The sequence below is a fragment of the Comamonas terrigena NBRC 13299 genome, from assembly GCF_006740045.1.
Taxonomy (GTDB): domain Bacteria; phylum Pseudomonadota; class Gammaproteobacteria; order Burkholderiales; family Burkholderiaceae_C; genus Comamonas; species Comamonas terrigena.
In genome coordinates this window covers 2,540,142-2,563,085 of the sequence record NZ_AP019749.1, presented here as the reverse complement: position 1 = coordinate 2,563,085, position 22,944 = coordinate 2,540,142, and the positions used below count along the sequence as shown (strand labels likewise).

The window sequence follows — 22,944 nt, the reverse complement described above, 5'->3', positions numbered from 1 at the left end:
GGTCCATGACGACTGCGAGCATGGCGGCCACGCCCGAGAACGTGCGTGCCTACCTGGAGGACCTGCAGTCCCGCATCACCACCGCCCTGGAAGGGGTGGAGGGGGAGGGCGGGGCACGTTTTCTGGCCGATGCCTGGCGCAAGGGCCCGGAAGAACGCCTGCAGGGCGACGGTGTCACCCGGATCCTGGAAGGTGGCCGCGTGTTCGAGCGCGCGGGTTGCGGCTTTTCCCATGTGAAAGGCCCGCAGCTGCCGCCTTCGGCCACCCAGCACCGCCCGGAGCTGGCCGGGGCGCCGTTCGAGGCCATGGGCGTGTCGCTGGTGTTCCACCCGCGCAACCCCTATGTGCCGACGGTGCACATGAATGTGCGCATGATCGCGGCCGGCCATCCAGGCCAGCCCAAGACCTGCTGGTTTGGCGGCGGCATGGACCTGACACCGGTGTATGGCTTTGAAGAGGATGCGGTGCACTTTCACCGCGCCTGCCATGCGGCGCTGCAGCCTTTTGGCGAGCAGCTCTACCCGCGCTTCAAGACCTGGTGCGACGAGTACTTCTACCTGAAGCACCGTGACGAGCAGCGCGGCATCGGCGGCATCTTCTTTGACGACTTTTCCGAGCTGGGCCAGGACCAGAGCTTTGCCATGCTGCGTGCGGTGGGCGATGCCTTTCTGGGGGCCTACCTGCCCATCGTGGAACGCCGCCAGGGCATGGCCCATGGCGCGCAGCAGGTGGAGTTCCAGCGCTACCGCCGCGGCCGTTATGTGGAGTTCAACCTGGTCTGGGACCGGGGCACGCATTTCGGCCTGCAGTCGGGCGGGCGCACCGAATCCATCCTGCTGTCCATGCCCTCGCATGCCAGCTGGAGCTACCAGCGCGAAGATGCACCGGGCACGCCCGAGCATGCGCTGGCGCATGAATTCTTGGTCCGTCGGGACTGGATTTGATCTGCCTGCAACGCTGTTATTGCCGGAAAACTATAATTTCGATAGCTGCCAGTCCGTGATGGACTGGTGAATACCTTCAAAAAACCTTTGAGTCCGGATGGTGGGCGTGGCAAGAACCACCCCATGGCATGTACGGCGCTGCCGCGCTATATTGACCGGAACGCAACCACATACTGCCTGATGAGCTCCACCACCCAATCGGAATCCGCTGCCAAGAAGGACGTGACCAAACTCCAGCGAGCCATCGTTGATGGCCTGGAAGACGTCAAGGCGCAAGACATTCAGGTCTTCAATACCGAGCACCTCTCGCCGCTGTTCGAGCGCGTGATCGTGGCCGCCGGTACCTCCAACCGCCAGACCAAGGCCCTGGCCTCCAGCGTGCGCGAATCGGTCAAGAAGGCCGGTTTCCCCGTGCCGCGCCAGGAAGGCGAAGACAACGGCGAGTGGATCATTGTGGATTGCGGCCAGGCCGTGGTGCACATCATGCAGCCGGCCATCCGCCAGTACTACCGTCTGGAAGAAATCTGGGGCGACAAGCCCGTGCGCCTGAAGCTGGGTGCGGCCAAGCCGGTCGCACGCTCGGAATCTGACGCACCGGCCAAGAAGGCCGTGGCCGCCAAGAAGCCCGGCAAGCCCAAGGCTGCCGCCGCTGCCGAGGCCAAGCCCGCAGCGAAGAAGCCTGCCGCCAAGAAGACCGTGGCTGCCAAGAAGCCGGCTGCCGGTGCTGCTGGCGCCAAGCCTGCGGCCAAGAAGCCCGCCGCCAAGAAGGCGGCTGCGCCCATCAAGACCGTGGTGGTCAAGCCGAGCACGCCGCGCACCGCCAAGACCACTGCCAAGCCTGCCGCCAAGCGCGCACCCCGCGCCAAGGCATGAAGCTGCTGATCGTGGCCGTAGGCCAGCATGTGCCCGATTGGGCGCAGACGGCCTACGACGATTACGCCAAGCGTTTTCCGCCGGAGCTGAAGGTCGAGCTCAAGGCCGTCAAGACCGAGCCCCGCGGCTCGAAGACGGTAGAGACGCTGTATGCGGCCGAGCGCAAGCGCATCGAGGCCGCGATTCCGCGCGGCACCCGCATCGTGGTACTGGACGAACGCGGCACCAACCTGACCACCAAGGCGCTGGCCCAGCGCCTGCAGCACTGGCAGCTGGAGGGCGACGATGTGGCCCTGGTGATCGGCGGCCCGGATGGGCTGGACCCGGCTTTCAAGCAGGGGGCCCACGAAAAGATCCGCCTGTCGGACCTGACCCTGCCGCATGCCATGGTGCGTGTGCTGCTGATCGAGCAGCTCTACCGCGCCTGGTCGGTCAACGCCGGCCACCCTTACCACCGCGAATAAGCCCGGCCACCGGCCCAGGCCGCGCCCCCTGCGATCCAGCCCTGTTTCGGTGCGCCGAGCCAGGGCTTTTTGTTTTGCACCGCTGTGGTGCGTTAACGCGGATGCGCGGGCCGGTAAATAGGCGTAAGCGCGATCTCGGGTTGGCGCCATGGAGCGCAAAGCGCTTGCTCCCGTACCCTCTAAGCATATGCAGACCATCGACTTGTCGCACATGGCCTGCTTGTTGCTTAATGCTTGTTACTGAATGATGCAAATCGCCGGCGGTCCTACAGGGCCCTGGTGCATGACACGCGAGGGAGAACCAATCCATGCAATGGCTCAACAAGCTTTCCATCCGTGCGCGCCTGTATATGGGCACGCTGTTTTCTCTGGTCATGCTGCTGCTGGTGGGCGGGCTGGGCTATGTGGCGCTGGAGACCACGCACCGCCAGGTGCAGGAGGTGTTCAGCAGCAAGGTGCAGGTGCTCAGCGACATGGAAGAGGTGCGCAACCGCCTGGGCGAGCTGCGCCTGATGGAGAAGAACATCATCATCAGTGCCAACAACACCACCCAGGTGCAGGATCTGCGGGGGCGCTGGAACATGGGCATGACGGCGCTGCGCGCACGCCTGGAAGAGCTGCAGAAGTCGCCGACCACGCCGTCGGACATGTCGCTGAACCTGGAGTCCGGCGTGACCTACCTGAACGACTACGCCAAGGCCATGGATGAGCTCTTCGGCAAGGTGGAGGATGCGCTGCTGGACAGCATGGCTGCCGCTGCCTACGCCGAGAGCCAGCGCAGCACCATCGAAGGCATGGATTCCGTGCTGACCACCACGGCCGAGAACGCCCGCACCGACATGGAGTTCACCCGCCGGGCGGTGGAAGACGCCGCCAAGCAGATGAGCTTCTGGCTGGGTGGCCTGCTGCTGCTGGCCGTGGCCGTGCTGCTGCCCACCACCTATTTCGGCGTGCGCAACATCACGCGGGCGCTGGCCGATGCCCAGGCGCTGGCCCAGCGCATTGCCGAGGGCGACCTGACGCAGGACGTGCAGGTGCGCCAGCGGGATGAGTTGGGCAAGCTGATGCTGTCCATGGACCGCATGCAGCAGTCGCTGCGGACCCTGGTGCAGCAGGTGCAGGAATCGTCCAGCCAGGTGTCGGTGGCCAGTGGCGAGATCGCCGGCGGCAACGTCAACCTGAGCGAGCGCACCGAGCAGACCGCCAGCCACCTGGAGCAGACCGCGCGGGCCATGGAAAACCTGGGCCTGGAGGTGCGCCACAGCGCCCAGGCCAGCGCCCATGCCCGCGACCAGGCCAACAGTGCCGCCAGCGTGGCGGCGCAGGGCGGCCAGGCCGTGGACAGCGTGGTGCAGACCATGGCGGAAATCACCGCCAGCGCCCGCCGCATTGGCGATATCACCGGCACCATCGATGCGATTGCCTTCCAGACCAATATCCTGGCGCTGAATGCAGCCGTGGAAGCGGCACGTGCCGGGGAGCAGGGCCGGGGCTTTGCCGTGGTGGCGGGCGAAGTGCGGGTGCTGGCCCAGCGCAGTGCCGAGGCGGCCAAGCAGATCAAGCAGCTGACCGGCGAATCGGTGCGCTGCGCCGACAGCGGCAGCGCCCAGGTGGAGCGTGCCGGCCAGACCATGCAGGCCATTGTCTCCAGCGTGGAGCGCGTGGCCACGACGATTGCCGAAGTCTCCCATGCCTGCGAGGTGCAGGACCGCCAGATCGGCGAGGTGTCCTCCTCCGTGGCCGAGCTGGAGCAGATGACCCAGCAGAACGCGGCCCTGGTGGAGGAGTCTGCCGCTGCCTCGTCAGCCCTGCGTGAACAGGCGCTGGCGCTGGATGGCGCGGTACGCCGCTTTGCCATGCCCGGTGGCACCACGCTGTCCGCAGCGTCCGTGGATGCCGTGGCATGGGGGGGGGTGGCTGCGCCGCGCCAGGCACCGGTGATGGCACCGGTGGGCATGGCGGCGCTGGATGCAGCGCCAACCGGTGCCCCCGCGCGCGGCCATGCCCGCATCGCGGCACCGGCCGAAGTCTGACCGAGTGTTGCAGGGGCTGCGAGTGCAGTGGTGGTGACCAGCACCACCGCCGCGTTGCGCTGGTCAGCTGCGGGGTATCAGCCCGCGACCAGCTTGTGCACCAGGTCGGCGGCGGTGGAGGCGCCGTATTTGCGCATCAGCCGGGCACGGTAGATTTCCACCGTGCGGTGGCTGATGGCCAGGGCCTTGCCGATTTCCTTGGAGGTCAGTCCCTCCAGCAGGCGCGCTGCCACTTCGCGCTCGCGCCCGGTCAGCTCGGCTTTCACCGGGCGCTGGGCGGACAGGTCCTCAAAGCTCCAGATGCCGGAGGCGTGGGGGTCGTCCCGGTCCAGCGCGCGGCCGCTGACATGGCACCAGAAGGTCTCGCCACTGGCGCGCTTCATGATGCGGTTGTCGGAATAGTGGCCCTTGGCGTTCAGGATGGGGGCCATGCGGGCACCCAGGCGCTCGTATTCGTCGGCGCTGGGATAGAGAATCTGGAACGATTGCCCGATCATCAGCTCGCGCGAGATGGCGAACATCTCGCAGACCTGGTGGTTGCAGTCCACCATGGTGCGGTTGCGTGAGATCACCAACCCGACAGGGGCCATCTCGAACGCCAGCTTGTAATCCATCTCCATGGTGCAACTCTTTACGAAAAACTACTTAATTACGTACGTAGTATCGTAATGCATCGCACAACAAGGAGACATGCATGAAAAAGCTCTACCCTTCCGCGGCCGCTGCGCTGCAGGGTGTGGTGGCCGATGGGCAACTGCTCGCCGTGGGGGGCTTTGGCCTTTGCGGCATTCCCGAAGCGCTGATTGACGCGCTGCGGGACAGCGGTGTCAAAGGGCTGACCATTGCGTCCAACAACGCCGGCGTGGACGGTTTTGGCCTGGGCAAGCTGCTGGAAACCCGCCAGATCAAGAAGATGATCGCCAGCTATGTGGGCGAGAACAAGGAGTTCGAGCGCCAGTACCTGGCCGGCGAGCTGGAGCTGGAGTTCACCCCCCAGGGGACGCTGGCCGAGAAGATGCGCGCCGGCGGTGCCGGCATTCCGGCCTTCTTCACCAAGACCGGTGTGGGCACGCAAGTGGCCGAAGGCAAGGAGCTGCGCGAGTTCGACGGCGATACCTATGTGATGGAACGTGCCATCGTGGCCGATGTGTCGCTGGTCAAGGCCTGGCGCGCGGACAAGAGCGGCAATCTGCAGTTCCGCCTGACGGCCCGCAACTTCAACCCGGCTGCGGCCACCTGCGGCAAGGTCTGCATCGTGGAAGTGGAAGAACTGGTGGAAGTGGGCGACATTGCCCCGGACGACATCCACCTGCCCGGCATCTATGTGAACCGGATCGTGCACAACGCCCATCCGGAAAAACGCATCGAAAAGCGCACCGTGCGCGAGGCCTGAGCCGTGGTGGATCTGTCGCACTCGCCCGATGCGCCTGACGCACCCGATGCGGTGGCCGCGGCCAGCGTGCCGGTGTTCCGCGCCCTGGCGGCGCACGAGCAGGAGCAGCTGGACCGCGAACGCCTGCTGGTGTGCCAGGTCGCCGCCAGTGAGCTGGGGCTGAACGACTGGAGCATGGACCGTTCGGGCCTGGTGCAGCTGCAGGCGCTGCTGGACCGGGGCCTGGTGCAGCCGGACCACCTGCTGCTGGCCCGCGGACTGGGCGTGGTGCTGGGCGATGCGCTGACCTGCGAAATGGACGACATGGACTGGCACATGGTGAGCGACGACTGGGGCACCGACCCGGTGGTCCGCTACTGTGAATCCAGCATCCAGGTCGGGGCGCGCGACATGGTCCTCAAACGGCTTCAAGACGGCCGTGAGGTCGATCTGGTGCAACTGCTCGATGGTATGGTTTCCCACCTGCAGCCCATGATCGACTCCGGCGACTACCAATAACGTCAATCACGATTTATTCAGGAGGCTCTTATGCCTTGGACCCAAGACCAGATGGCTGCACGTGCGGCCCAAGAACTCGAAGACGGTTTCTACGTCAACCTCGGTATCGGCATCCCCACCCTGGTGGCCAACCACACGGGCGACAAGGAGGTGTGGCTGCAGTCGGAGAACGGCATGCTGGGCATCGGCCCGTTTCCCACGGAAGACCAGGTCGACGCCGACCTGATCAACGCCGGCAAGCAGACCGTGACCACGATTCCCGGTTCCGCCATCTTTGGCTCGGACCAGTCCTTTGCCATGATCCGTGGCGGCAAGATCAATCTGTCCATCCTGGGGGCCATGCAGGTCTCCGAGCAGGGCGATCTGGCCAACTGGATGATTCCCGGCAAGATGGTCAAGGGTATGGGCGGCGCCATGGACCTGGTGGCCGGCGTCAAGCGCGTGATCGTGCTGATGGAACATGTGGCCAAGAAAAAGGACGGCACCACCGACCTGAAGATCCTGCCCCGCTGCAGCCTGCCGCTGACCGGCGTGGGGGTGGTGGACCGCATCATCACCGACCTGGGCGTGATGGATGTGACGCCACAGGGTCTGAAGCTGGTGGAGCTGGCGCCGGGCGTGACGCTGGAGGAGATCCAGTCCAAGACCGGGGTGACGCTGCTGTCGTGATACGGCGCGCAAGCCGCCCGTAATGCGTCCGTAACGCTGTGAAAGCCTGCCGTGTGCAGGCTTTCGTATGATGGGCGTCAGAACTGTACTGGTCCGCATGAGCCTCCCATCGCATCCCTTACCCCAACTGGAGGCCGACAGCCTCCAGGGAACCGCGCATTTCCTGCGTGCCATCCAGGCCCTGGGCCAGCAGCAGAACCTGGTGCTGCGCGATGCCATCTACACCGCCAACGGGGTGCGCCTGGCCGACAAGGGCATGCGCATCGACGCGGTGCTGTATGACAAGCTGGTGAACGAGCGCCTGCGCCTTCCTATCGACGATCTGCTGGAGATCCGCGACCGGGTGGATGTGCCCACGCTGGAGGCCGAGGCGATGACGCTGTGCGAATCCGCCGCGCTGCCCCGGCTGCTGATGCAGGCCCTGGGCCCGCGCCAGCAGTGGCGCCTGCTGGCGCCGCTGGCCGACATGGCCTGGCCGGCGCAGGCCTGCTTCAAGCTGACGGTGATGCGCAGCCAGCGCCCGCAGCTGTACGAGCACAGCCTGTGCATGATGCTGGTGGCGGTGTTCCTGGGCGTGCGCGAGAAGCTGGACGACACCCAGCTGGCGCAGCTGGCCGCCGCTGCCTTGCTGCACGACGTGGGCATGCTGTTCATGGAGCCCAGCTGGGCCGATCCGCAGCACAAGCTGACCCCCGAGGAGCGGCGCCAGCTGGCCGTGCATTCCATCACCGCCATGCTGGTGGTGCGTTCCACCGCCGCCTATCCGGCGGCCGTGGAACTGGCGGTGCTGGAGCACCACGAGCGCATGGACGGCAGCGGCTACCCGCGCAACGTCACCGGCGAGCAGATTTCACCGCTGGGCCGCATCCTGATGGTGGCCGAGGTGGTGGCCGCCTTCTTTGAAAAATATGCCGGCGACCGGCCGGCCATGCGCCTGTCGCTGATGTTGCGCCTGAACCGCGAGCGCTTTGATACCCGCCTCATCGAGCATGTGCACCTGCTGTTGCAGCCGGCGCTGGAGCGGGAGCCACGCATGGCGGCCGAAGGCGAGATGCAGCCCATGGCGGCCGAAGTGCGCCACAGCCTGGTGATGCTGACCATGCTGATCGACCACTGGAAGCGCCGCAGCGCCCAGCTGCCCGAGAAGTGGCAGCTGCTGCCCAGCGGGCGGGCGGGGCTGTTTCTGGACGTGCGTGTGGCTGCCCTGGAGGCCGCGCTGGCCGAGGCGGGGTCGCTGCCCAAGCAGCAGATGGCCGTGCTGCACCTGATGAAGCGGGACGCCACCATGCTGAGCGAGCAGGCCGTCATCAACCGCGAGGCGCTGTGGCAGCTGGAGACCTTCATCCACACCTGTCTGCGGCGCTGGCCCAAGGTGGCGCAGCGGGGCGATGCGGTGGCCCAGGCGGTGATGGACTGGATCAACCAGGCCCAGTCCGTGCTGGCCGGCAAGCGCCCGGGCGGGCGGCCGGCGTTCTTCGGCTGAAAGTCGGCTGCACAGGCCGGTGCCAGGCCGGCGTGCAGCACGGGAAGGGGGCCGGGGCGTACGGGCGTGCGGCGCAGCAGGGCACCGCACACCGCTGTGCCGCCAGCGTGCAGCAGGTGTGCAGTTGGCGCTGTGCCTCAGCAGCCTTCGTTGACGATGGCCAGCAGCGCGTCGCTGTCGCGCACCACCAGGCCCGAAGGTTCCACGCGGATGCAGTCTTCGCGTTCCATGCGCTTGAGTTCCTGGTTCACGCGCTGGCGCGAGGCGCCCAGCAGCTGGGCCAACTCTTCCTGCACCAGCTGCAGGCCGATGCGGATTTCCTGCGGATCGTCGTGGGTGCGCAGGCCGTAGCTGCGCGACAGGTGCATCAGCTGCTTGGCCAGGCGCGCGCGCAGCGGCAGGGTGTTGAGGTCTTCCACCAGGCCGTAGATCTGGCGGATGCGCTGGGCCTGCAGGCGCAGCAAGGCATCGTAGAACTCGATGTGGTTGGACAGGATGGTGCGAAAGCTCTCCTTGCTCACGCACACCAGCGTGGTGTCGCCGTGGGCATGGGCGTCGCGGGTGCGGGGTTCGTCCAGGAAGGTGGACATGGCACCGAACCAGGCACCGGGCTCCAGGTAGGTGAGGGTGGTCTGGCGGCCCGCCAGGCTGGTGGAGCTCATGCGCACCGCGCCCTTGGCGCAGGCAAACCAGTCGTGCGGGGCATCGCCGCGCGCGTAGATCTGCGCGCCGTCCTTGAAGCGCTTGACGGTGGCCAGGCGCAGGATGTCATGGCGCAGCGATGGGGAGAGGGTGGTAAACCACCGGCCGGCGTTGATGGCCTCGCGCTCGGTGACGCTCAGGATAGGTTCGTTATGGCTGGGTTGCATGGCAGCTTGTCTCGCTTTTTGGCGGTCATTGTAGGCCGCCGGGCATTTGTCCGGACAGCTGCAGCATACGCAATTGCCGCAGTGTTTTGGCGTACTTTCGCTTGGAAGATGGCTTTGTTGCAGTATTTGTTGCTATGGTTTTTGATGGCTTCGGATTTCAGCGCGGCCGCCCTGCAGATCGAAGAAATGCGCGGATATTTCAGCAGTTTGGGGAAAATAAAAGCAGTGAAATGACGATGTGACGACATTTGTTGGCCGGATTGTCACTTTTTATACTTGTGGTGACAAAGCCGGGACCTACACTGCCCAGCGTGCTGCTTGGCACCCATCGGCGGGGCTGCGCGCATCCGGGGCCCTGGCCTGGGGTGCGGCGGCCTGGCGGTGGTGCTGCACCCACCTCTCCCCCCTCTACGATTGTTTTGACGCGCGGCCCGGCCGCGCAAGGCATTTCCCATGACCGTCTCCCGCACTCTTTTCCGCTCGCTGGCAGTGGCCGGCAGCCTGTTGCTCACCCAGGCCGCCATGGCCCAGGACGAAACCACGCTGCAGCGCGTGGAGCGCACCAAGGTGCTGCGCATCGGCGTGATCTCGGGCGCCACGCCGTACTTCCACAAGGATCTGGTGCGCAATGAATGGCAGGGCTTCGGTCCCGACTTCGCCGAAGGTCTGGCGACCAAGCTGGGCGCCAAGGTGGAACGCGTGGAAACCACCTGGGGCAATGCCGTGATGGACCTGCAGGCCAACAAGATCGACGTGATGTTCGGCATGGGCCCCACACCGGCGCGCCGCGAGATGATCGACTTCTCCGACGTGCTGTTCAACAACACGCTGACCGTGGTCTGCAAGAAGGGCTATCCGGAAGTCAAGACCTGGGAGCAGCTGAACGATCCCAAGGTGAAGATCGTGGTGGACGTGGGCTCCAACCAGGACCAGTTCGCCACCAAGACCTTGCCCAAGGCCAGCATCTCCCGCCTGGAAAGCTCGGGCGCGGCCACCATGGCCATCCAGACCGGCCGTGCCGACTGCCAGGTGCTGATGGTGCTGTTGGCTCAGCCGCTGCTGGCCAAGCGCCCCGACATGGGCAAGATGTTCGTGCCCGAGCCGGTCAGCACTTCCACCGTGCACATCGGTCTGCGCAAGAGCGCCAACAAGGACCTGGAAAACAAGGTGAATGCCTGGATCAAGGAAACCCGTGCCGCGGGCGATGTGCAGAAGGTGATCGTGCACAACATGGAGAAGCTGGCCGGCGTGAAGCCCGAGAGCTTCCCCAAGCAGGTGAAGTTCTAAGCGGGCAGGGCTGAGGGTAGGTCAATGTACGAATGGGACTTTGCCTCGCTGTGGCAGTACCGCAGCCTGCTGATTGCCGGCATCGGCTATACGCTGCTGTTCACCGCGATCTGTGTGGCGGCGGGCCTGGCCATCGGTGTGCTCGCCGGGCTGGGGCGGCTGTCGCGCCATGTGTGGATCAGCGCGCCGCTGCGCGCCTATGTGGAAGTGTTCCGCTGCACGCCGGTGCTGGTGCAGCTGGTGTGGTTCTACTACGCGCTGCCGGTGCTGACCGGCATCGAGATGTCGGCCACCATGGCGGCGGCGCTGTGCCTGTCGCTGTATGGCGGCGCCTTCTATGCGGAAATCATCCGTGGGGGCGTGATTGCCACCGACATCGGCCAGACCGAGGCCGGCCAGGCCATCGGCATGACGCGCGGCCAGGTGATGCGCCGCGTGGTGCTGCCCCAGGCCTTCAAGCGCATGGTGCCGCCGCTGGTGAGCCAGTCCATCATGCAGCTGAAGAACACTTCGCTGCTGTCGGTGCTGGCGGTGCCCGATCTGCTGTACCAGGGCCAGGTGATTGCGCACGACACCTACCGTCCGCTGGAGGTCTACACCCTGATCGCCGTGGCGTATTTCGTGATCCTGCTGCCGGCCACGCTGTGGGCCAAGCGCCTGGAACAACACCATTCCAAGGGGGGCTGAGCCATGTCCACTTCCGATATTGCCATCAGCATCCGGGGGCTGCGCAAGTCCTTCGGCACGCTGAATGTGCTCAAGAACATCTCGCTGGATGTGCCACGCGGCAGCGTGGTGGCGCTGATCGGGCCTTCGGGCTCGGGCAAGTCCACCTTGCTGCGCTGCATCAACCTGCTGACCGTGCCCGATGGTGGCGAGATCCGCGTGGGCGGGCAGGCGCTGGAGTTCACCGGTGGCGCCGACTGCCTGCCGGGTGACAAGGTGCTGGCGGGCTTTCGCGCCCGCACCGGCATGGTGTTCCAGCACTTCAATCTGTTCCCGCACATGACGGTGCTGCAGAACGTGATGGAAGGCCCGGTCACGGTGCTCAAGAAGCCCAAGGCCGAAGCCGAAGCCACGGCCCGCAAGCTGCTGGCCAAGGTGGGCCTGTCCGAGCGCTGCGACATGCTGCCCGAGAAGATGTCCGGCGGCCAGAAGCAGCGCGTGGCGATTGCCCGTGCGCTGGCCATGGAGCCCAGCGTGATGCTGTTCGACGAGGCAACTTCCGCACTGGACCCCGAGCTGGTGGCCGAGGTGCTGGGCGTGATCCAGTCGCTGGCCAAAGAGGGCATGACCATGGTGCTGGTGACGCACGAAATTGCCTTTGCCCGCGAAGTGGCGGACCAGGTGGTCTTCATGCGCGACGGCGTGGTGGTGGAGTCCGGCGCGCCGGCGCAGGTCATCGACCACCCGCAGCAGGAAGCCACCCGCGCCTTCATGGGCAAGATGGTGGGCAGCCACGCCGCCCCACATTGCAGCGCCTGTGGTGCTACGCTCTGAGCCTATGGACTACCGACTCGACGAAACCGACCGCCAGCTGCTGCGCCTGCTGCAGACCAATGCGCGTGCTTCGACCGCCCATCTGGCACGCCAGATGGACCTGGCCCGCACCACGGTGGTGGCGCGCATCGCGCGGCTGGAACAGGAAGGCATCATCGCCGGCTACGGCGTGCGCCTGGGGCCGCGCATGGAGCAGGCTTCGGTGCGCGCCTACTGCGGCATCCGGGTGCAGCCCAAGACCGCGACTTCGGTGATGCAGGCGCTCAACCGCCTGACCGAGGTGGAAGAGGTCTCCGCCGTCAGCGGACAGTACGACTACATGGTGTTCCTGCGCTGCGAAAGCAACGAGAAGCTGGACGCGCTGCTGGACCGCATCGGCATGATTGACGGTATCCAGCAGACCTATACCTCGGTGGTGCTGAACCGCAAGATCGACCGGCGCACCACGTCGCCGCTGCAGGCGCCGGTGGTGATGGAGTGAGGCGCGGCGCCGGGGCCCTTTGCAGGCCCCAGGCCGCCACCGCATGAAAAAAAGCACCTCCCTGGAGGTGCTTTTTGTTTGGGGGCCTTCGTTCAGTCCGCGTCCGTCTGCACGGCGTAGATTTCGCGCGGCGTGCCGGTGCCGGGCAGCTCGCCCCGGATGGCGCCCCAGCGGCTGAGGGTGCAGCGCAGGCCTTCGCGCTGTTCGCACTGCTGCTGGGCCTGGGTGATGGCCTGTTCCTGGCTGGTCAGCCCGTGGCGCAGGTACAGGCCGACCATGTCTTCGCCCTGGTGCACCGTGAACAGGGCATACAGACCGGGCGCTTCCACGGTGGCGGCGATTTCACAGGCCGGCTCGCCGCAGCCTGCCAGCGCTTCGCGTTCGGCTTCGGTACGGCTGTGGTAGCTGATGCTGCTGGCCAGCATTTCCGAATCCGTGGCCACGGCCACAGCGGCGGTGTAGCGGATGGCGCAGCGGGTGTGCGCCTGCGCGCAGACGGCCAGGGCGGCGGCTTCGGCCTGGGTGGCGCCGGTGCCCCAGCCGCCTACCTGTTTGGGTGCGTACAGGGCCACCGCCGTGTAATCCGCCCAGGCAGCCGCGCTGCCCATGCCCAGTGCCATGCCCAACAGGCAGTGGCCCATCCACTTCACGTTGTTTCTCCTTATGCGTAAAAGCATAGCGGAGAAACAAGGCAGCAAGCCTGTTGCATCAGTCTGGGGTGGTGGCATGGCTTGCGGCGGTGCGGGCTGCATCGGGATGGCTGCCTGCAGAGACGGCCTTGGCTGGGGCGTTCTCTGCTGCCGAACGGAGACGGTGTTCCAAAGAAGAACAACACCGCACCGTGTGACAAAAATAAGGGTATTTACTATGTGTTGGTGCGACTGTTCTGCAAAAAAATCACGTCTGTCCTATCAATATCAATTGATTGTTCAACAATAGAATGGACATCATCCTCTGATGCAGAGGGCGAAGCCTTTCGAAAGAGCTGGGCGGGATTCCGAGAGGACTCCCGCCTTTGGCGTAGTACCTATGGCCCACCGCGCAGCGGGTATGGGCGTGATTCCCCGGAGGCTTGATGCCTGTAGATCTCAACCTGTGGCCGCTGATTGGCGTGCTCATCATCATTGCGGGCTTTGCGCTGCGCTTTAACCCCATGCTGGTGGTCATCGTGACCGCCATAGGCACCGCCTTTGCGGCGGGCTTCCCGCTGGACAAGGTACTGGCCGCCATTGGGGCTGGCTTCATCAAGACGCGCAATCTGCCGCTGATCATCCTGCTGCCACTGGCCGTGATCGGTCTGCTGGAGCGCCATGGCCTTCGCCAGCATGCGCAGAACTGGATCAGCTCCATCAAGTCGGCGACCGCCGGCCGCCTGCTGATCGTCTATCTGGCTGCGCGCCAGCTGACCGCTGCCATCGGCTTGACCAGCCTGGGCGGTCATCCCCAGATGGTGCGCCCGCTGCTGGCGCCCATGGCCGAAGGCGCGACGGAAAACCGCTACGGCAAGCTGTCTGGCAAGGTGCGCGAGAAACTGCGGGCCATGTCGGCGGCCACGGACAACGTGGGCCTGTTCTTTGGTGAAGACATCTTCGTGGCCTTCGGTGCGATCGTGCTGATGACGACGTTCCTGAAGGAGGCCGGTATCGAGGTTGAGCCGATCCACGTTGCGCTGTGGGGCATTCCCACCGCCACGGCTGCATTTGCGATCCATGCCTTCCGCCTGCACCGCCTGGACAAGCAACTGGCGCGTGACATTGCTGCAGAGAAGAAAGTTGCCCAGGGAGAGTCGGCATGACCATCACCATCCAATACCTGTACTACCTTGTCGGCCTGGTGCTGGCGGTGACGGCCCTGATGACGCTGCGCGACAGCAGCAACCCGCGCCGTTTCTCGGCGGGACTGTTCTGGGCGCTGTATGCGCTGGTGTTCCTCATCGGTGATCTGCTGCCGCCCGCCTGGGTGGGGGCGGTCGCGGTCGTCATGGCCCTGATCGCAGGCTTCGGCGGCGTGATGGGCGGCAAGCACCAGCCGCGCACCGATGCGCAATACCTGGCAAGCGCCCAGCGCCTGGGCAACAAGCTTTTCGTGCCGGCGCTGGCCATCCCGCTGATCACCATGGTGGGGACCTTGTCGGCCAAGCACCTGGTCTTCGGCGGTGTGCCCTTGATCGATCCCAAGAACAGCACCCTGGTCAGCCTGGGCATTGGCTGCGTGATTGCGCTGGTGCTGGCCTGCAAGATGACACGCGAGACGCCCGCGCAGGGCCTGCGCGAGTCGCACCGCCTGATCGACGCACTGGGCTGGGCCCTGGTGTTGCCGCAGATGCTGGGCATGTTGGGCCTGGTGTTCTCGGATGCCGGCGTGGGCAAGGCGGTGGCTTATGTGACCACCACCTACATCAACATGGATGTGCGTTTTGTGGCCGTGGCCGTGTATGTAATCGGCATGACGCTGTTCACCGTGATCATGGGCAATGGCTTTGCGGCCTTCCCGGTGATGACGGGCGGTGTGGGCGTGCCCGTGCTGGTGGGCGTCTACCACGGCGACCCGGCCGTGATGGCGGCGGTGGGCATGTTGTCGGGCTACTGCGGCACCTTGCTGACGCCCATGGCGGCCAACTTCAACCTGGTGCCCGCAGCACTGCTGGAAATTGACAAGAATGCCGTCATCCGCGCGCAGGTTCCCACGGCCATCACGCTGCTGATCGTCAACGTGTTCCTGCTCAATTTCCTGATGTTCCGATAAGAAGAGAGAGTTGCCATGACTGCCCCTGCCAAGCGAATCCTGCTGACCGGCTTTGAGCCTTTTGATAAAGACAGCGTCAACCCTTCGTGGGAGGTGGCGCGCGCACTGGACGGCGAGCAGATTGCGGATGGGGTGGTGCATGCCGTGCAGCTGCCCTGCGTGTTCGGCGCAGCCATGGCGACGCTGGATGAGGCATTGGCCGGCCTGCAGCCTTCGCTGATCATCAGCCTGGGCCTGGCCGGTGGACGTTCCGAGATCACGCCGGAGCGCGTGGCCATCAATATCGACGATGCCCGCATTCCGGACAACGCGGGCAAACAGCCCGTGGACCAGTCGGTGGTGCACGGCGCGCCCGCGGCGTATTTCTCAACCCTGCCCATCAAGGCCATGGTGCGGCAGCTGCGCGATGCGGGAATTCCGGCTTCGGTATCGAACACGGCAGGCACTTTTGTCTGCAACCACGTGTTCTATGCCCTGATGCACAGGCTGTCGCGCCGCGCGGCCCCCGGCGTGCGCGGCGGCTTTATTCACATCCCCGCGCTGCCGCAGCAGGCCGCACGCCAGCCCGGCATGGCCAGCATGGCGCTGGACCTTCAGGTGCAAGGCATTCGTGCTGCCATCCATACAGCGATGACGGTGGAGCAGGACTTGCAGGAAAACGCAGGTCAGCTGCATTGAGAAAAAGCCCCAGGGCCGCTGCGCCGCTAAGCCGCTGCGCAGTTTCCTGATGGGGCGGCGATGCCTGCGCTGCGACGCCGTCTTTACCAGGCATCACAGGCCTGGCGTGCGCGATGGGGTGCGGCCAGGCCGAGGCCCAAGACCGGCCCTGGATGGGCCCAGGTACAAGGACAGAAACGATGAAAATGGATTTGAACAGCGATTTGGGCGAGAGCTTTGGCGCCTGGAGCATGGGCGACGATGCGGCCATGCTGGACATCGTCAGCAGTGCCAACGTGGCTTGCGGCTTCCATGCCGGCGATGCTGCGGGGATTCTCTCCACCCTCAAGGCCGCCAAGGCGCGCAATGTGGTCGTGGGCGCACATGTGGCCTACCGCGATCTGGCCGGCTTTGGCCGCCGCAATATGGATGTGGCCAGCGCCGATCTGGTGGCCGATGTGATTTATCAGATCGGCGCACTGCAAGGCCTGGCGCAGGCTGCGGGCACGACGGTGCAATATGTCAAGCCGCACGGCGCGCTCTACAACACCATTGCCCAGGATCGACGCCAGGCCATGGATGTGATCCATGCCATCCAGGCCATCGACCCCAAGCTGGTGTTGATGGCGCTGGCAGGTGCCCCGCTGATTGGCTGGGCCCGCGATGCGGGTTTGCGCGTGGTGGCAGAAGCCTTTGCCGACCGTGGCTATACGCCTGAGGGTGCGCTGGTCTCGCGCCGCGAGCCCGGTGCCGTGCTGCATGACGAAAACCTGATTGCCCAGCGCATGCTGACCCTGGTGCGCGATGGTGTCATCGAGGCCGTGGACGGGAGCCTGGTGCGTGTGGAGGCCGACTCCATCTGCGTGCATGGCGACAGCCCCGGTGCGGTGGCCATTGCGCGCAACATCCGTCAGCGGTTTGAGCAGGAAGGCGTGCAGATTGCTTCGTTTGTGGGCGCTGCGGGATGAGTGCCATGCGATTCCTTCCCGTCCATCGCCAGGCCATTCTGGTGGAGCTGGCCGACCTGCAGCAAACATTGCTGCTGCTGGGGGCCTTGCAGGCCAAGTCCATCCCTGGCGTGCAGGAGCTGGTGCCGGCTGCGCGCACCATTCTGGTCCAGTTCGCGCCCCATCTCATCACGGCGGCAGAACTGGTCAAGGCCATTGCGGGCTGCGATCTGAGCGGCAGCGTGCAACGCTCGGACGTGCTGGTGCAGATTCCCGTGCGTTATGAGGGCGAGGATCTGGCCGAGGTGGCGCAGATACTGGGTATCACCGCCGAAGAAGTGGTGCGCCGCCACACGGGCTGCGAGTGGTCGGTGGCATTTACCGGCTTTGCGCCGGGCTTTGCCTACCTCAGCGGCGGCGATGCCATCTTCAATGTGCCGCGTCGTGCCACGCCGCGCACCAAGGTGCCTGCAGGCGCTGTGGCGCTGGCAGGTACCTTCAGTGCTGTGTACCCGCAGGCCAGCCCCGGCGGCTGGCAGATCATTGGCTTCACGGATACGGCCATGTGGGATCTGGCGCGCGATCTGCCCGCGCTGCTGCAACCCGGTTATCGCGTGCAGTTCGTCGATGCGGCCGCGCAAAGCACAGCATCGGGTGCTTCGTCGGATGCGATTCCAGACCACAAAGTGTCTGAGATCCATCCGGAGCAAGAACAAGAGCAGGCCGCTACCGCTTTGAAGGGCGGTGCATTGCGCGTGCGCGCCACGGGCCTGCTCACGCTGTTCCAGGACCTGGGCCGCCACGGCCAGGCGGGGCAAGGGGTTTCGGCCTCGGGGGCCATGGACCAGGCGGCGTTCAAGACCGCCAATCGCCTGGTTGGCAATGCCAGCCAGGTGCCGGTGCTGGAAACCGTGGGCGGAGGCCTGTCGCTGCAGAGCGTTGGCGACAACGTGGTGGCCGTGACAGGCGCGGATGCACCCATCAGCATCACCACGGCCGAAGGCCAGCGCTGGCAGGTGCCGCGTTATGCCGCCATTGCGCTGGCGGATGGCGATGTGCTGAGTATTGGCCAGCCCACGGCCGGTGCGCGCTGCTATGTGGCGGTGCGTGGCGGCTATGAGGTCGCCCCCGTGCTGGGCAGCGCTTCCACGGACACCCTGGCCCATGTCGGTCCGCCGGCCTTGCGCAGCGGCCAGCTGCTGGTCGTTCAACCGGTCCAGAAGGCCGTGGTGGCCGTGGTGGCCGATACGGCCTTGCCGGTGCAGAACCTGCCGGCCGCAGGCGGCGAAGTCGTGCTGGATGTGGAACTGGGCCCGCGCACGGACTGGTTCACTGCCGATGCCGTGGCCTTGCTGGCCGGGCAGCGTTGGCAGGTCACGCCCCAGTCGAACCGCGTGGGTCTGCGCCTGGCTGGCGAGCAGGCCCTGACGCGCGCCATCAGCAGCGAGTTGCCCAGCGAAGGTACGCCGCTGGGTGCCATTCAGGTGCCCGCCAGCGGCCAGCCCGTTCTGTTCCTGGCCGATCACCCCCTGACTGGCGGCTACCCCGTCATCGGCTGTGTGGCGCTTCACCATCTGGATCTTGCGGGGCAGATCCCCGTGGGGGCCTGGATTCGTTTCAACCCTGTTCGTTCTTTTGAAGAACTCACACCCACTTTGTGAGGACCTTCCATGATTACCAAAGTTCTGATTGCCAATCGTGGCGAGATCGCCGTGCGCATTGCGCGCGCCTGTGCGGATTACGGTGTGAAGTCCGTGGCCGTCTATGCCAATGCCGATATCGACGCCGTGCATGCGCGCTGCGCCGATGAAGCCTATGGCCTTGATGGCGACAAACCCGCCGACACCTATCTGAACATCGCCAAGCTGATTGCGATCGCCAAGCGTGCGGGGGCCGATGCCGTGCACCCTGGCTATGGCTTTCTGTCAGAGAGCGAAGCCTTTGCGCAGGCCGTGCTGGACGCGGGGCTGAGCTGGATTGGCCCGCGCCCTGACACCATTGCCAAGCTGGGTGACAAGGTCGAGGCCCGCAAGATTGCGCTCAAGGTCGGCGCACCACTGGTGGCTGGCACGCCCGATCCCGTCAAGGATGCCGACGAAGTGCTGGCCTTTGCCCAGCAACATGGCCTGCCCATCATCATCAAGGCGGCCTTTGGCGGCGGTGGGCGCGGCATGAAGATCGCGTGGCGCATGGACGAGGTGGCCGAGCTGTATGCATCCGCGGTGCGCGAAGCGGTGACGGCCTTTGGCCGTGGCGAATGCTTTGTGGAGCAATTCCTCGACAAGCCGCGCCATATCGAGGCGCAGGTCATGGCCGACACCCATGGCAATGTGGTGGTGCTGGGTACGCGCGACTGCTCGCTGCAGCGCCGTAACCAGAAGCTGGTGGAGGAAGCCCCCGCGCCCTTTATCAGCGATGTGCAGCGTGAACGCATTCACAGCGCAGCCAAGGCCATCTGCTCGGAAGCGGGCTACATCAGCGCCGGTACGGTGGAGTTTCTGCTCAGCGGCAATGGAGCCATTTCCTTCCTCGAGGTGAATACCCGCCTGCAGGTCGAGCACACGGTGACGGAAGAGACCACCGGCATCGATCTGGTACAGGAGCAGTTGCGCGTGGCCGATGGTCTGCCGCTGTCTTTCACGCAGACGCCGGCGCCACGCGCCCATTCCATCGAGTTCCGCATCAACGCCGAAGATGTGGGCCGCGGCTTTCTGCCCACGCCAGGCCTGATCACGCGCTTTGCACCGCCTTCCGGTCCGGGCGTGCGCCTGGATTCGGGTGTGGAAACGGGCTCGGTGATTCCTGGCAGTTTCGATTCCATGATGGCCAAGCTCATCGTCACTGGCGCAACGCGCGAGCAGGCCCTGGCCCGCGCGCGCCGCGCGCTGGCCGAGTTCCAGATTGAGGGCGTGGCCTCCGTGCTGCCTTTCCACAAGGCCGTGCTCCATCAGCCTGATTTTGTGGGGGCGGACGGCTTCAAGGTCCACACCCGCTGGATAGAGACCGAGTTTGCCGAGCCGCTGGCTGCGGCTGCCCGTGCCGAGCCCGTGGTCGACACCAGTCTGGTGCGTACGGCCATGGAGATCGACGGACGCCGCGTACAACTGGGTCTGCCCGCCATGCTGCTGCAGGGGCTGTCTGCCCCGGCCTCGGCGGTCGCCCAGCCCGCAGCCCAGCAAGAGCTGAACCCAGATGCCGTGAGCTCGCCGATTGCGGGCAACCTCCATGCCTGGAAGGTGGCGGATGGCGATGCAGTTCAGGAGGGCGATGTGATTGCCGTGATGGAAGCCATGAAGATGGAGATGCAGGTGGCGGCACACAAGAGTGGTCGCATCACGCTGGCTGCGCAGCCGGGCACGGCGCAGACTTTGGGCGCCGTGATCGCGCACATCCGATAGCCATGGCGGACCTTGCCCAAGGCGCGGCTTGTGGGCCGTGCCTTGGGCATGGGGCGTGATTGCGCCCCATGGAGCCTTGTTGAGCCGCATTGCACTGCGTTGGGCTTCCAACGTCACTGCCCGTTGAAAGCCCGAGCCGGCAGGCGCATGGATGGTGGGCTCCCACAGATAGACCTCCCGCTGGCAAAGCACAGTGGCAATAGCTGCACAGCCCCCGATTCCAGCCTGCTCACCTTCCGCCAAGGTGGAGCGCGCAAGCCCGGCGTGGGCGATGGGGCCGCCATCAGCGGCATGCTGTTCGTGTGGCACACCGGAATTCCTTGGGAAGAACTCCCCCGTCCCTGGACTGGGCTGCGGCATGGCGTGCTGGCGGCGCCTGCGTGAAAGGAATGCCTGTCACGTCTGGTAGCGCTTGCCTTGCACCAAGCCATGCGGGTGTGCCTTCGTGGTCAGGCGGTGTCCGCGGCACCAAGGACAAGGCATGCGAGATTGTTCAACAAGGAAAAGAGAGTGCAGTCCCCTGCAAGGGCGGAGCGCAAGACGCTCTGGTAACGCGGTGGAGAGGAGGGCTGCGTGAGGGGAAGGGCGGTGCGTGGCCCGAATCTTGCTCCGAACTTACTGGTTTTCCCTTATTCCTGTGTTGAAGGAATGAATGACAATTTCGCATGTTTGTTGAGCAATCTGTAAAACATCGTTGAAAGATTGCTTTTTGTTCCCGTTGCATATTGACGCCATGAATCTGAGCCCCGCCGCACTCTCACGACGCACCTTGTTTGCCTGCACCGCAGCCCTGCTGGGCGGCGCGCTGCATGCGCAAACCGCCTATCCCAACAAACCCATTCGCATCGTGGTGCCCTATGCGCCCGGAGGTTCGGTCGATATGGTGGGCCGGGTGATTGGCGACATCCTGGCCAAGCAGCTGGGCACCACCGTGGTGATCGAGAATTTGCCTGGCGCCGCGGGTGTGGTGGGCGCCCAGCGTGTGGTGTCTTCCAAGCCCGACGGCTACACCTTGCTGGCGGGCTCCAGCAACGAGATGGCGGGCACCAAATTTGTCAACGCGGCACAAAAGTACGATCCGGCGGTGGACCTGACACCGATTGCACTGACGGCTTCGGCCCCCAGTCTTTGGGTGGCGGGCGCCCATGTGCCGGTCAAGAACATGGATGAATTCATCAAGCTGGTCAAGGCCAACCCCGGCAAGTACAGCTATGGCAGCCCTGGCATTGGCTCCACGCCCCATTTCTCGGGCGAGCTGATCAAGAAGACGGCCGGCGTTCACCTGGTCCATATTCCCTATAAAGGATCGCCCGCGATGACCGGCGATCTGGGCGGCGGCAATCTGGACTTTGCGATTCTCTCGCCCATGGCTTCGGCCCCGTTGGTGCAATCGGGCAAGATCAAGATCCTGGGCGCCACCACGGCCGAGCGCATCAGCAGCCTGAAGAACGTGCCCGCGCTGGCCGAGCATCCGGCGCTCAAAGGCTATGCCCTGAGCGGCTGGTTTGCTCTGGCAGCCCCCAAGGGCCTGCCTGCAGATATCGTCGCCAGCCTGCAAAAAGCGGTGCAGGCCGGCCTGGCAGATCCCGCCATACGCCAACGACTGGAAGCCGCAGGCACGCCGCCTGCCACTGGCACGGAAAGCCTTGCCCAGGTCATCCGCACCGATATGGGCAAATACGCCGAACTGGTGAAGTTCGCCAATATCACGCTGGATAACTGAGCGGGATCTCGCCGCGCAAAAAACGCCTCCTTGCGAGGCGTTTTTTTTTTGTTGGAGAGCTGTTGAGAACGGCAGTTTTCCGAAGACTCCCGGATAGGTCTTTCCGGCAGTGCTGCCCGGGGGCCGCACGCCCTGCGGCGGTGCGGTTCGGTGCAGGGCGGCTCAGAGAAAGCGTTCGGCGCGGAAGGGATGGGCGTCGATGGGGGCGGGCTGCCCGCTCATCAGCGCGCCCAGCAGTCTGGCCGTGCCGGTGGAAAAGTCGACATGCTGGTGGCCGAAGGCCAGCCACAGATTGCGGCGGCCGGGCTGCGGCAGAGGAACAGCCACCCGCTGTCGCGCTTGCGCCGGCTTTCCCTCAGTTCGGCCAGCAGGCGCTGGTTTGTTGCGCAGCAGCGCGGGCAGCGACTTCCGCAGGGTGAACGGCATCAGCGCGCTGCGGGCAATGACGCCGGTATTGCCGGAGGAGGTTTCCTGGCCCGGATCGTACCGGTCGATCAGGGTGACCTGGGCACCCAGGCACTGCAGTTTCAGGACGGCGACGGGTGAATTCACCATGGTCCAACCAGAGACAGGGCTTGCCAGTGAGGAATTTACCGTCTAGCAAGACTGGGAGCCAAGGCGGTGGGCGCGAGATTCTCTAAAACTTACAGAAGCTGACAGCAATCATGTAGGGGAATGAAATTTGTATACATTTGTAATATGCGATTTGATATCTTGGTAATTATTTCCGTTTATTGAAATATAAGTCATGCATAAAGCATTGTGCCAATTATTCGAATAGATTTCGAATTTCTGTGACGATATTTATGTTGCCATGCTTAATTATTTGATAAAAATTAATTATGAAGATAAGCAGTCATCTTTGTTACTTCATATTCGGCATGACGTCCAGTGAAGCGGCGCCATTGGTAGCGTGGAATTTAAATCCTAAAGATTTGTCGCGTTCTACGTATCCCTGGTGGAAGCTGGCGCGCTTCAAG

The 22,944-nt window shown here is 64.6% G+C and carries 24 protein-coding genes; 20 read left to right on the top strand and 4 right to left on the bottom strand.

Annotated features, from left to right (window positions below; translation table 11 throughout):
* Nucleotides 1-5: 5 nt before the first annotated feature.
* From hemF to CT3_RS11520, 4 genes are all read left to right on the top strand, one after another.
* Nucleotides 6-944, top strand: coding sequence for an oxygen-dependent coproporphyrinogen oxidase (hemF, locus tag CT3_RS11535; protein ID WP_083520193.1), 939 nt, complete (start codon nt 6-8; stop codon nt 942-944).
* 180 nt (nt 945-1,124) lie between these two features.
* On the top strand, nt 1,125-1,817 hold the full coding sequence (gene rsfS / locus CT3_RS11530; protein WP_066532535.1) for a ribosome silencing factor: 693 nt from the start codon (nt 1,125-1,127) through the stop codon (nt 1,815-1,817).
* Complete coding sequence (gene rlmH / locus CT3_RS11525) at nt 1,814-2,281, top strand: 23S rRNA (pseudouridine(1915)-N(3))-methyltransferase RlmH (RefSeq protein ID WP_066532532.1); 468 nt, start codon at nt 1,814-1,816, stop codon at nt 2,279-2,281. Before rsfS ends, rlmH begins: the two co-directional genes overlap by 4 nt.
* A 308-nt stretch (nt 2,282-2,589) precedes the next feature.
* A complete protein-coding gene (locus CT3_RS11520) occupies nt 2,590-4,314 on the top strand; it encodes a methyl-accepting chemotaxis protein (protein ID WP_083520192.1) in 1,725 nt (574 codons plus the stop codon).
* A gap of 77 nt (nt 4,315-4,391) precedes the next feature.
* On the opposite strand, the gene CT3_RS11515 is transcribed toward CT3_RS11520, so the two are convergent.
* Nucleotides 4,392-4,934, bottom strand: coding sequence for a PAS and helix-turn-helix domain-containing protein (locus CT3_RS11515; protein WP_066532531.1), 543 nt, complete (start codon nt 4,932-4,934; stop codon nt 4,392-4,394).
* A gap of 74 nt (nt 4,935-5,008) precedes the next feature.
* Between CT3_RS11515 and CT3_RS11510 the strand changes: the two genes are divergently transcribed.
* The 4 genes from CT3_RS11510 (at nt 5,009) to CT3_RS11495 (ending at nt 8,357) form a co-directional block, all read left to right on the top strand.
* Entirely contained in the window at nt 5,009-5,707 is a 699-nt protein-coding gene (locus CT3_RS11510; protein WP_066532529.1) for a CoA transferase subunit A, read from the top strand.
* 3 nt (nt 5,708-5,710) lie between these two features.
* Entirely contained in the window at nt 5,711-6,205 is a 495-nt protein-coding gene (locus tag CT3_RS11505) for a DUF3806 domain-containing protein (RefSeq protein ID WP_066532522.1), read from the top strand.
* Between the two features lie 30 nt (nt 6,206-6,235).
* Complete coding sequence (locus CT3_RS11500) at nt 6,236-6,874, top strand: 3-oxoacid CoA-transferase subunit B (protein WP_066532518.1); 639 nt, start codon at nt 6,236-6,238, stop codon at nt 6,872-6,874.
* Between the two features lie 97 nt (nt 6,875-6,971).
* Nucleotides 6,972-8,357: an HD-GYP domain-containing protein gene (locus CT3_RS11495; protein WP_066532516.1), complete on the top strand. Its 1,386-nt coding sequence runs from the start codon at nt 6,972-6,974 to the stop codon at nt 8,355-8,357.
* Nucleotides 8,358-8,494: 137 nt separating this feature from the next.
* Here CT3_RS11495 and CT3_RS11490 read toward each other — a convergent pair whose 3' ends face one another.
* On the bottom strand, nt 8,495-9,226 hold the full coding sequence (locus CT3_RS11490; RefSeq protein ID WP_172591799.1) for a Crp/Fnr family transcriptional regulator: 732 nt from the start codon (nt 9,224-9,226) through the stop codon (nt 8,495-8,497).
* On the opposite strand from CT3_RS11490, the gene CT3_RS11485 reads away from it, so the two are divergent.
* From CT3_RS11485 to CT3_RS11465, 5 genes are all read left to right on the top strand, one after another.
* On the top strand, nt 9,212-9,460 hold the full coding sequence (locus tag CT3_RS11485) for a hypothetical protein (RefSeq protein ID WP_127446216.1): 249 nt from the start codon (nt 9,212-9,214) through the stop codon (nt 9,458-9,460). The genes CT3_RS11490 and CT3_RS11485 overlap by 15 nt on opposite strands.
* A 219-nt stretch (nt 9,461-9,679) precedes the next feature.
* Nucleotides 9,680-10,513: a transporter substrate-binding domain-containing protein gene (locus CT3_RS11480; protein WP_066532512.1), complete on the top strand. Its 834-nt coding sequence runs from the start codon at nt 9,680-9,682 to the stop codon at nt 10,511-10,513.
* 24 nt (nt 10,514-10,537) lie between these two features.
* Nucleotides 10,538-11,200 carry an amino acid ABC transporter permease gene (locus CT3_RS11475; protein WP_066532510.1) on the top strand — a complete coding sequence of 221 codons (663 nt, stop codon included), beginning with the start codon at nt 10,538-10,540 and terminating at the stop codon, nt 11,198-11,200.
* Between the two features lie 3 nt (nt 11,201-11,203).
* A complete protein-coding gene (locus CT3_RS11470) occupies nt 11,204-12,013 on the top strand; it encodes an amino acid ABC transporter ATP-binding protein (protein WP_066532507.1) in 810 nt (269 codons plus the stop codon).
* Between the two features lie 4 nt (nt 12,014-12,017).
* On the top strand, nt 12,018-12,494 hold the full coding sequence (locus tag CT3_RS11465) for an Lrp/AsnC family transcriptional regulator (RefSeq protein WP_066532503.1): 477 nt from the start codon (nt 12,018-12,020) through the stop codon (nt 12,492-12,494).
* A 92-nt stretch (nt 12,495-12,586) separates the two neighbouring features.
* Here the strand turns inward: CT3_RS11465 and CT3_RS11460 are convergent, their stop codons facing one another.
* Nucleotides 12,587-13,135 (bottom strand): DUF4189 domain-containing protein, encoded by a 549-nt coding sequence (locus CT3_RS11460; RefSeq protein WP_066532500.1) that lies wholly within the window; start codon nt 13,133-13,135, stop codon nt 12,587-12,589.
* Nucleotides 13,136-13,569: 434 nt separating this feature from the next.
* Between CT3_RS11460 and CT3_RS11455 the strand changes: the two genes are divergently transcribed.
* The 7 genes from CT3_RS11455 (at nt 13,570) to CT3_RS11425 (ending at nt 21,964) form a co-directional block, all read left to right on the top strand.
* Nucleotides 13,570-14,289 (top strand): DUF969 domain-containing protein, encoded by a 720-nt coding sequence (locus tag CT3_RS11455; RefSeq protein WP_066532497.1) that lies wholly within the window; start codon nt 13,570-13,572, stop codon nt 14,287-14,289.
* A complete protein-coding gene (locus CT3_RS11450) occupies nt 14,286-15,239 on the top strand; it encodes a DUF979 domain-containing protein (RefSeq protein ID WP_066532493.1) in 954 nt (317 codons plus the stop codon). The genes CT3_RS11455 and CT3_RS11450 overlap by 4 nt, the downstream gene beginning before the upstream one ends.
* A gap of 15 nt (nt 15,240-15,254) precedes the next feature.
* Entirely contained in the window at nt 15,255-15,917 is a 663-nt protein-coding gene (gene pcp, locus CT3_RS11445) for a pyroglutamyl-peptidase I (protein WP_066532490.1), read from the top strand.
* 179 nt (nt 15,918-16,096) lie between these two features.
* Entirely contained in the window at nt 16,097-16,864 is a 768-nt protein-coding gene (locus CT3_RS11440; RefSeq protein WP_066532487.1) for a LamB/YcsF family protein, read from the top strand.
* A gap of 5 nt (nt 16,865-16,869) precedes the next feature.
* The gene (locus CT3_RS11435) at nt 16,870-18,504 is read left to right on the top strand and encodes a 5-oxoprolinase subunit B/C family protein (RefSeq protein ID WP_066533321.1); all 1,635 of its coding nucleotides are present in this window, start codon (nt 16,870-16,872) and stop codon (nt 18,502-18,504) included.
* A gap of 12 nt (nt 18,505-18,516) precedes the next feature.
* Complete coding sequence (locus CT3_RS11430) at nt 18,517-20,241, top strand: acetyl/propionyl/methylcrotonyl-CoA carboxylase subunit alpha (protein WP_066533320.1); 1,725 nt, start codon at nt 18,517-18,519, stop codon at nt 20,239-20,241.
* Between the two features lie 733 nt (nt 20,242-20,974).
* On the top strand, nt 20,975-21,964 hold the full coding sequence (locus CT3_RS11425; RefSeq protein ID WP_066532484.1) for a Bug family tripartite tricarboxylate transporter substrate binding protein: 990 nt from the start codon (nt 20,975-20,977) through the stop codon (nt 21,962-21,964).
* 162 nt (nt 21,965-22,126) lie between these two features.
* Here CT3_RS11425 and CT3_RS11420 read toward each other — a convergent pair whose 3' ends face one another.
* Nucleotides 22,127-22,519 carry an FAD-binding oxidoreductase gene (locus tag CT3_RS11420; protein WP_066532481.1) on the bottom strand — a complete coding sequence of 131 codons (393 nt, stop codon included), beginning with the start codon at nt 22,517-22,519 and terminating at the stop codon, nt 22,127-22,129.
* Nucleotides 22,520-22,944 lie beyond the last annotated feature (425 nt).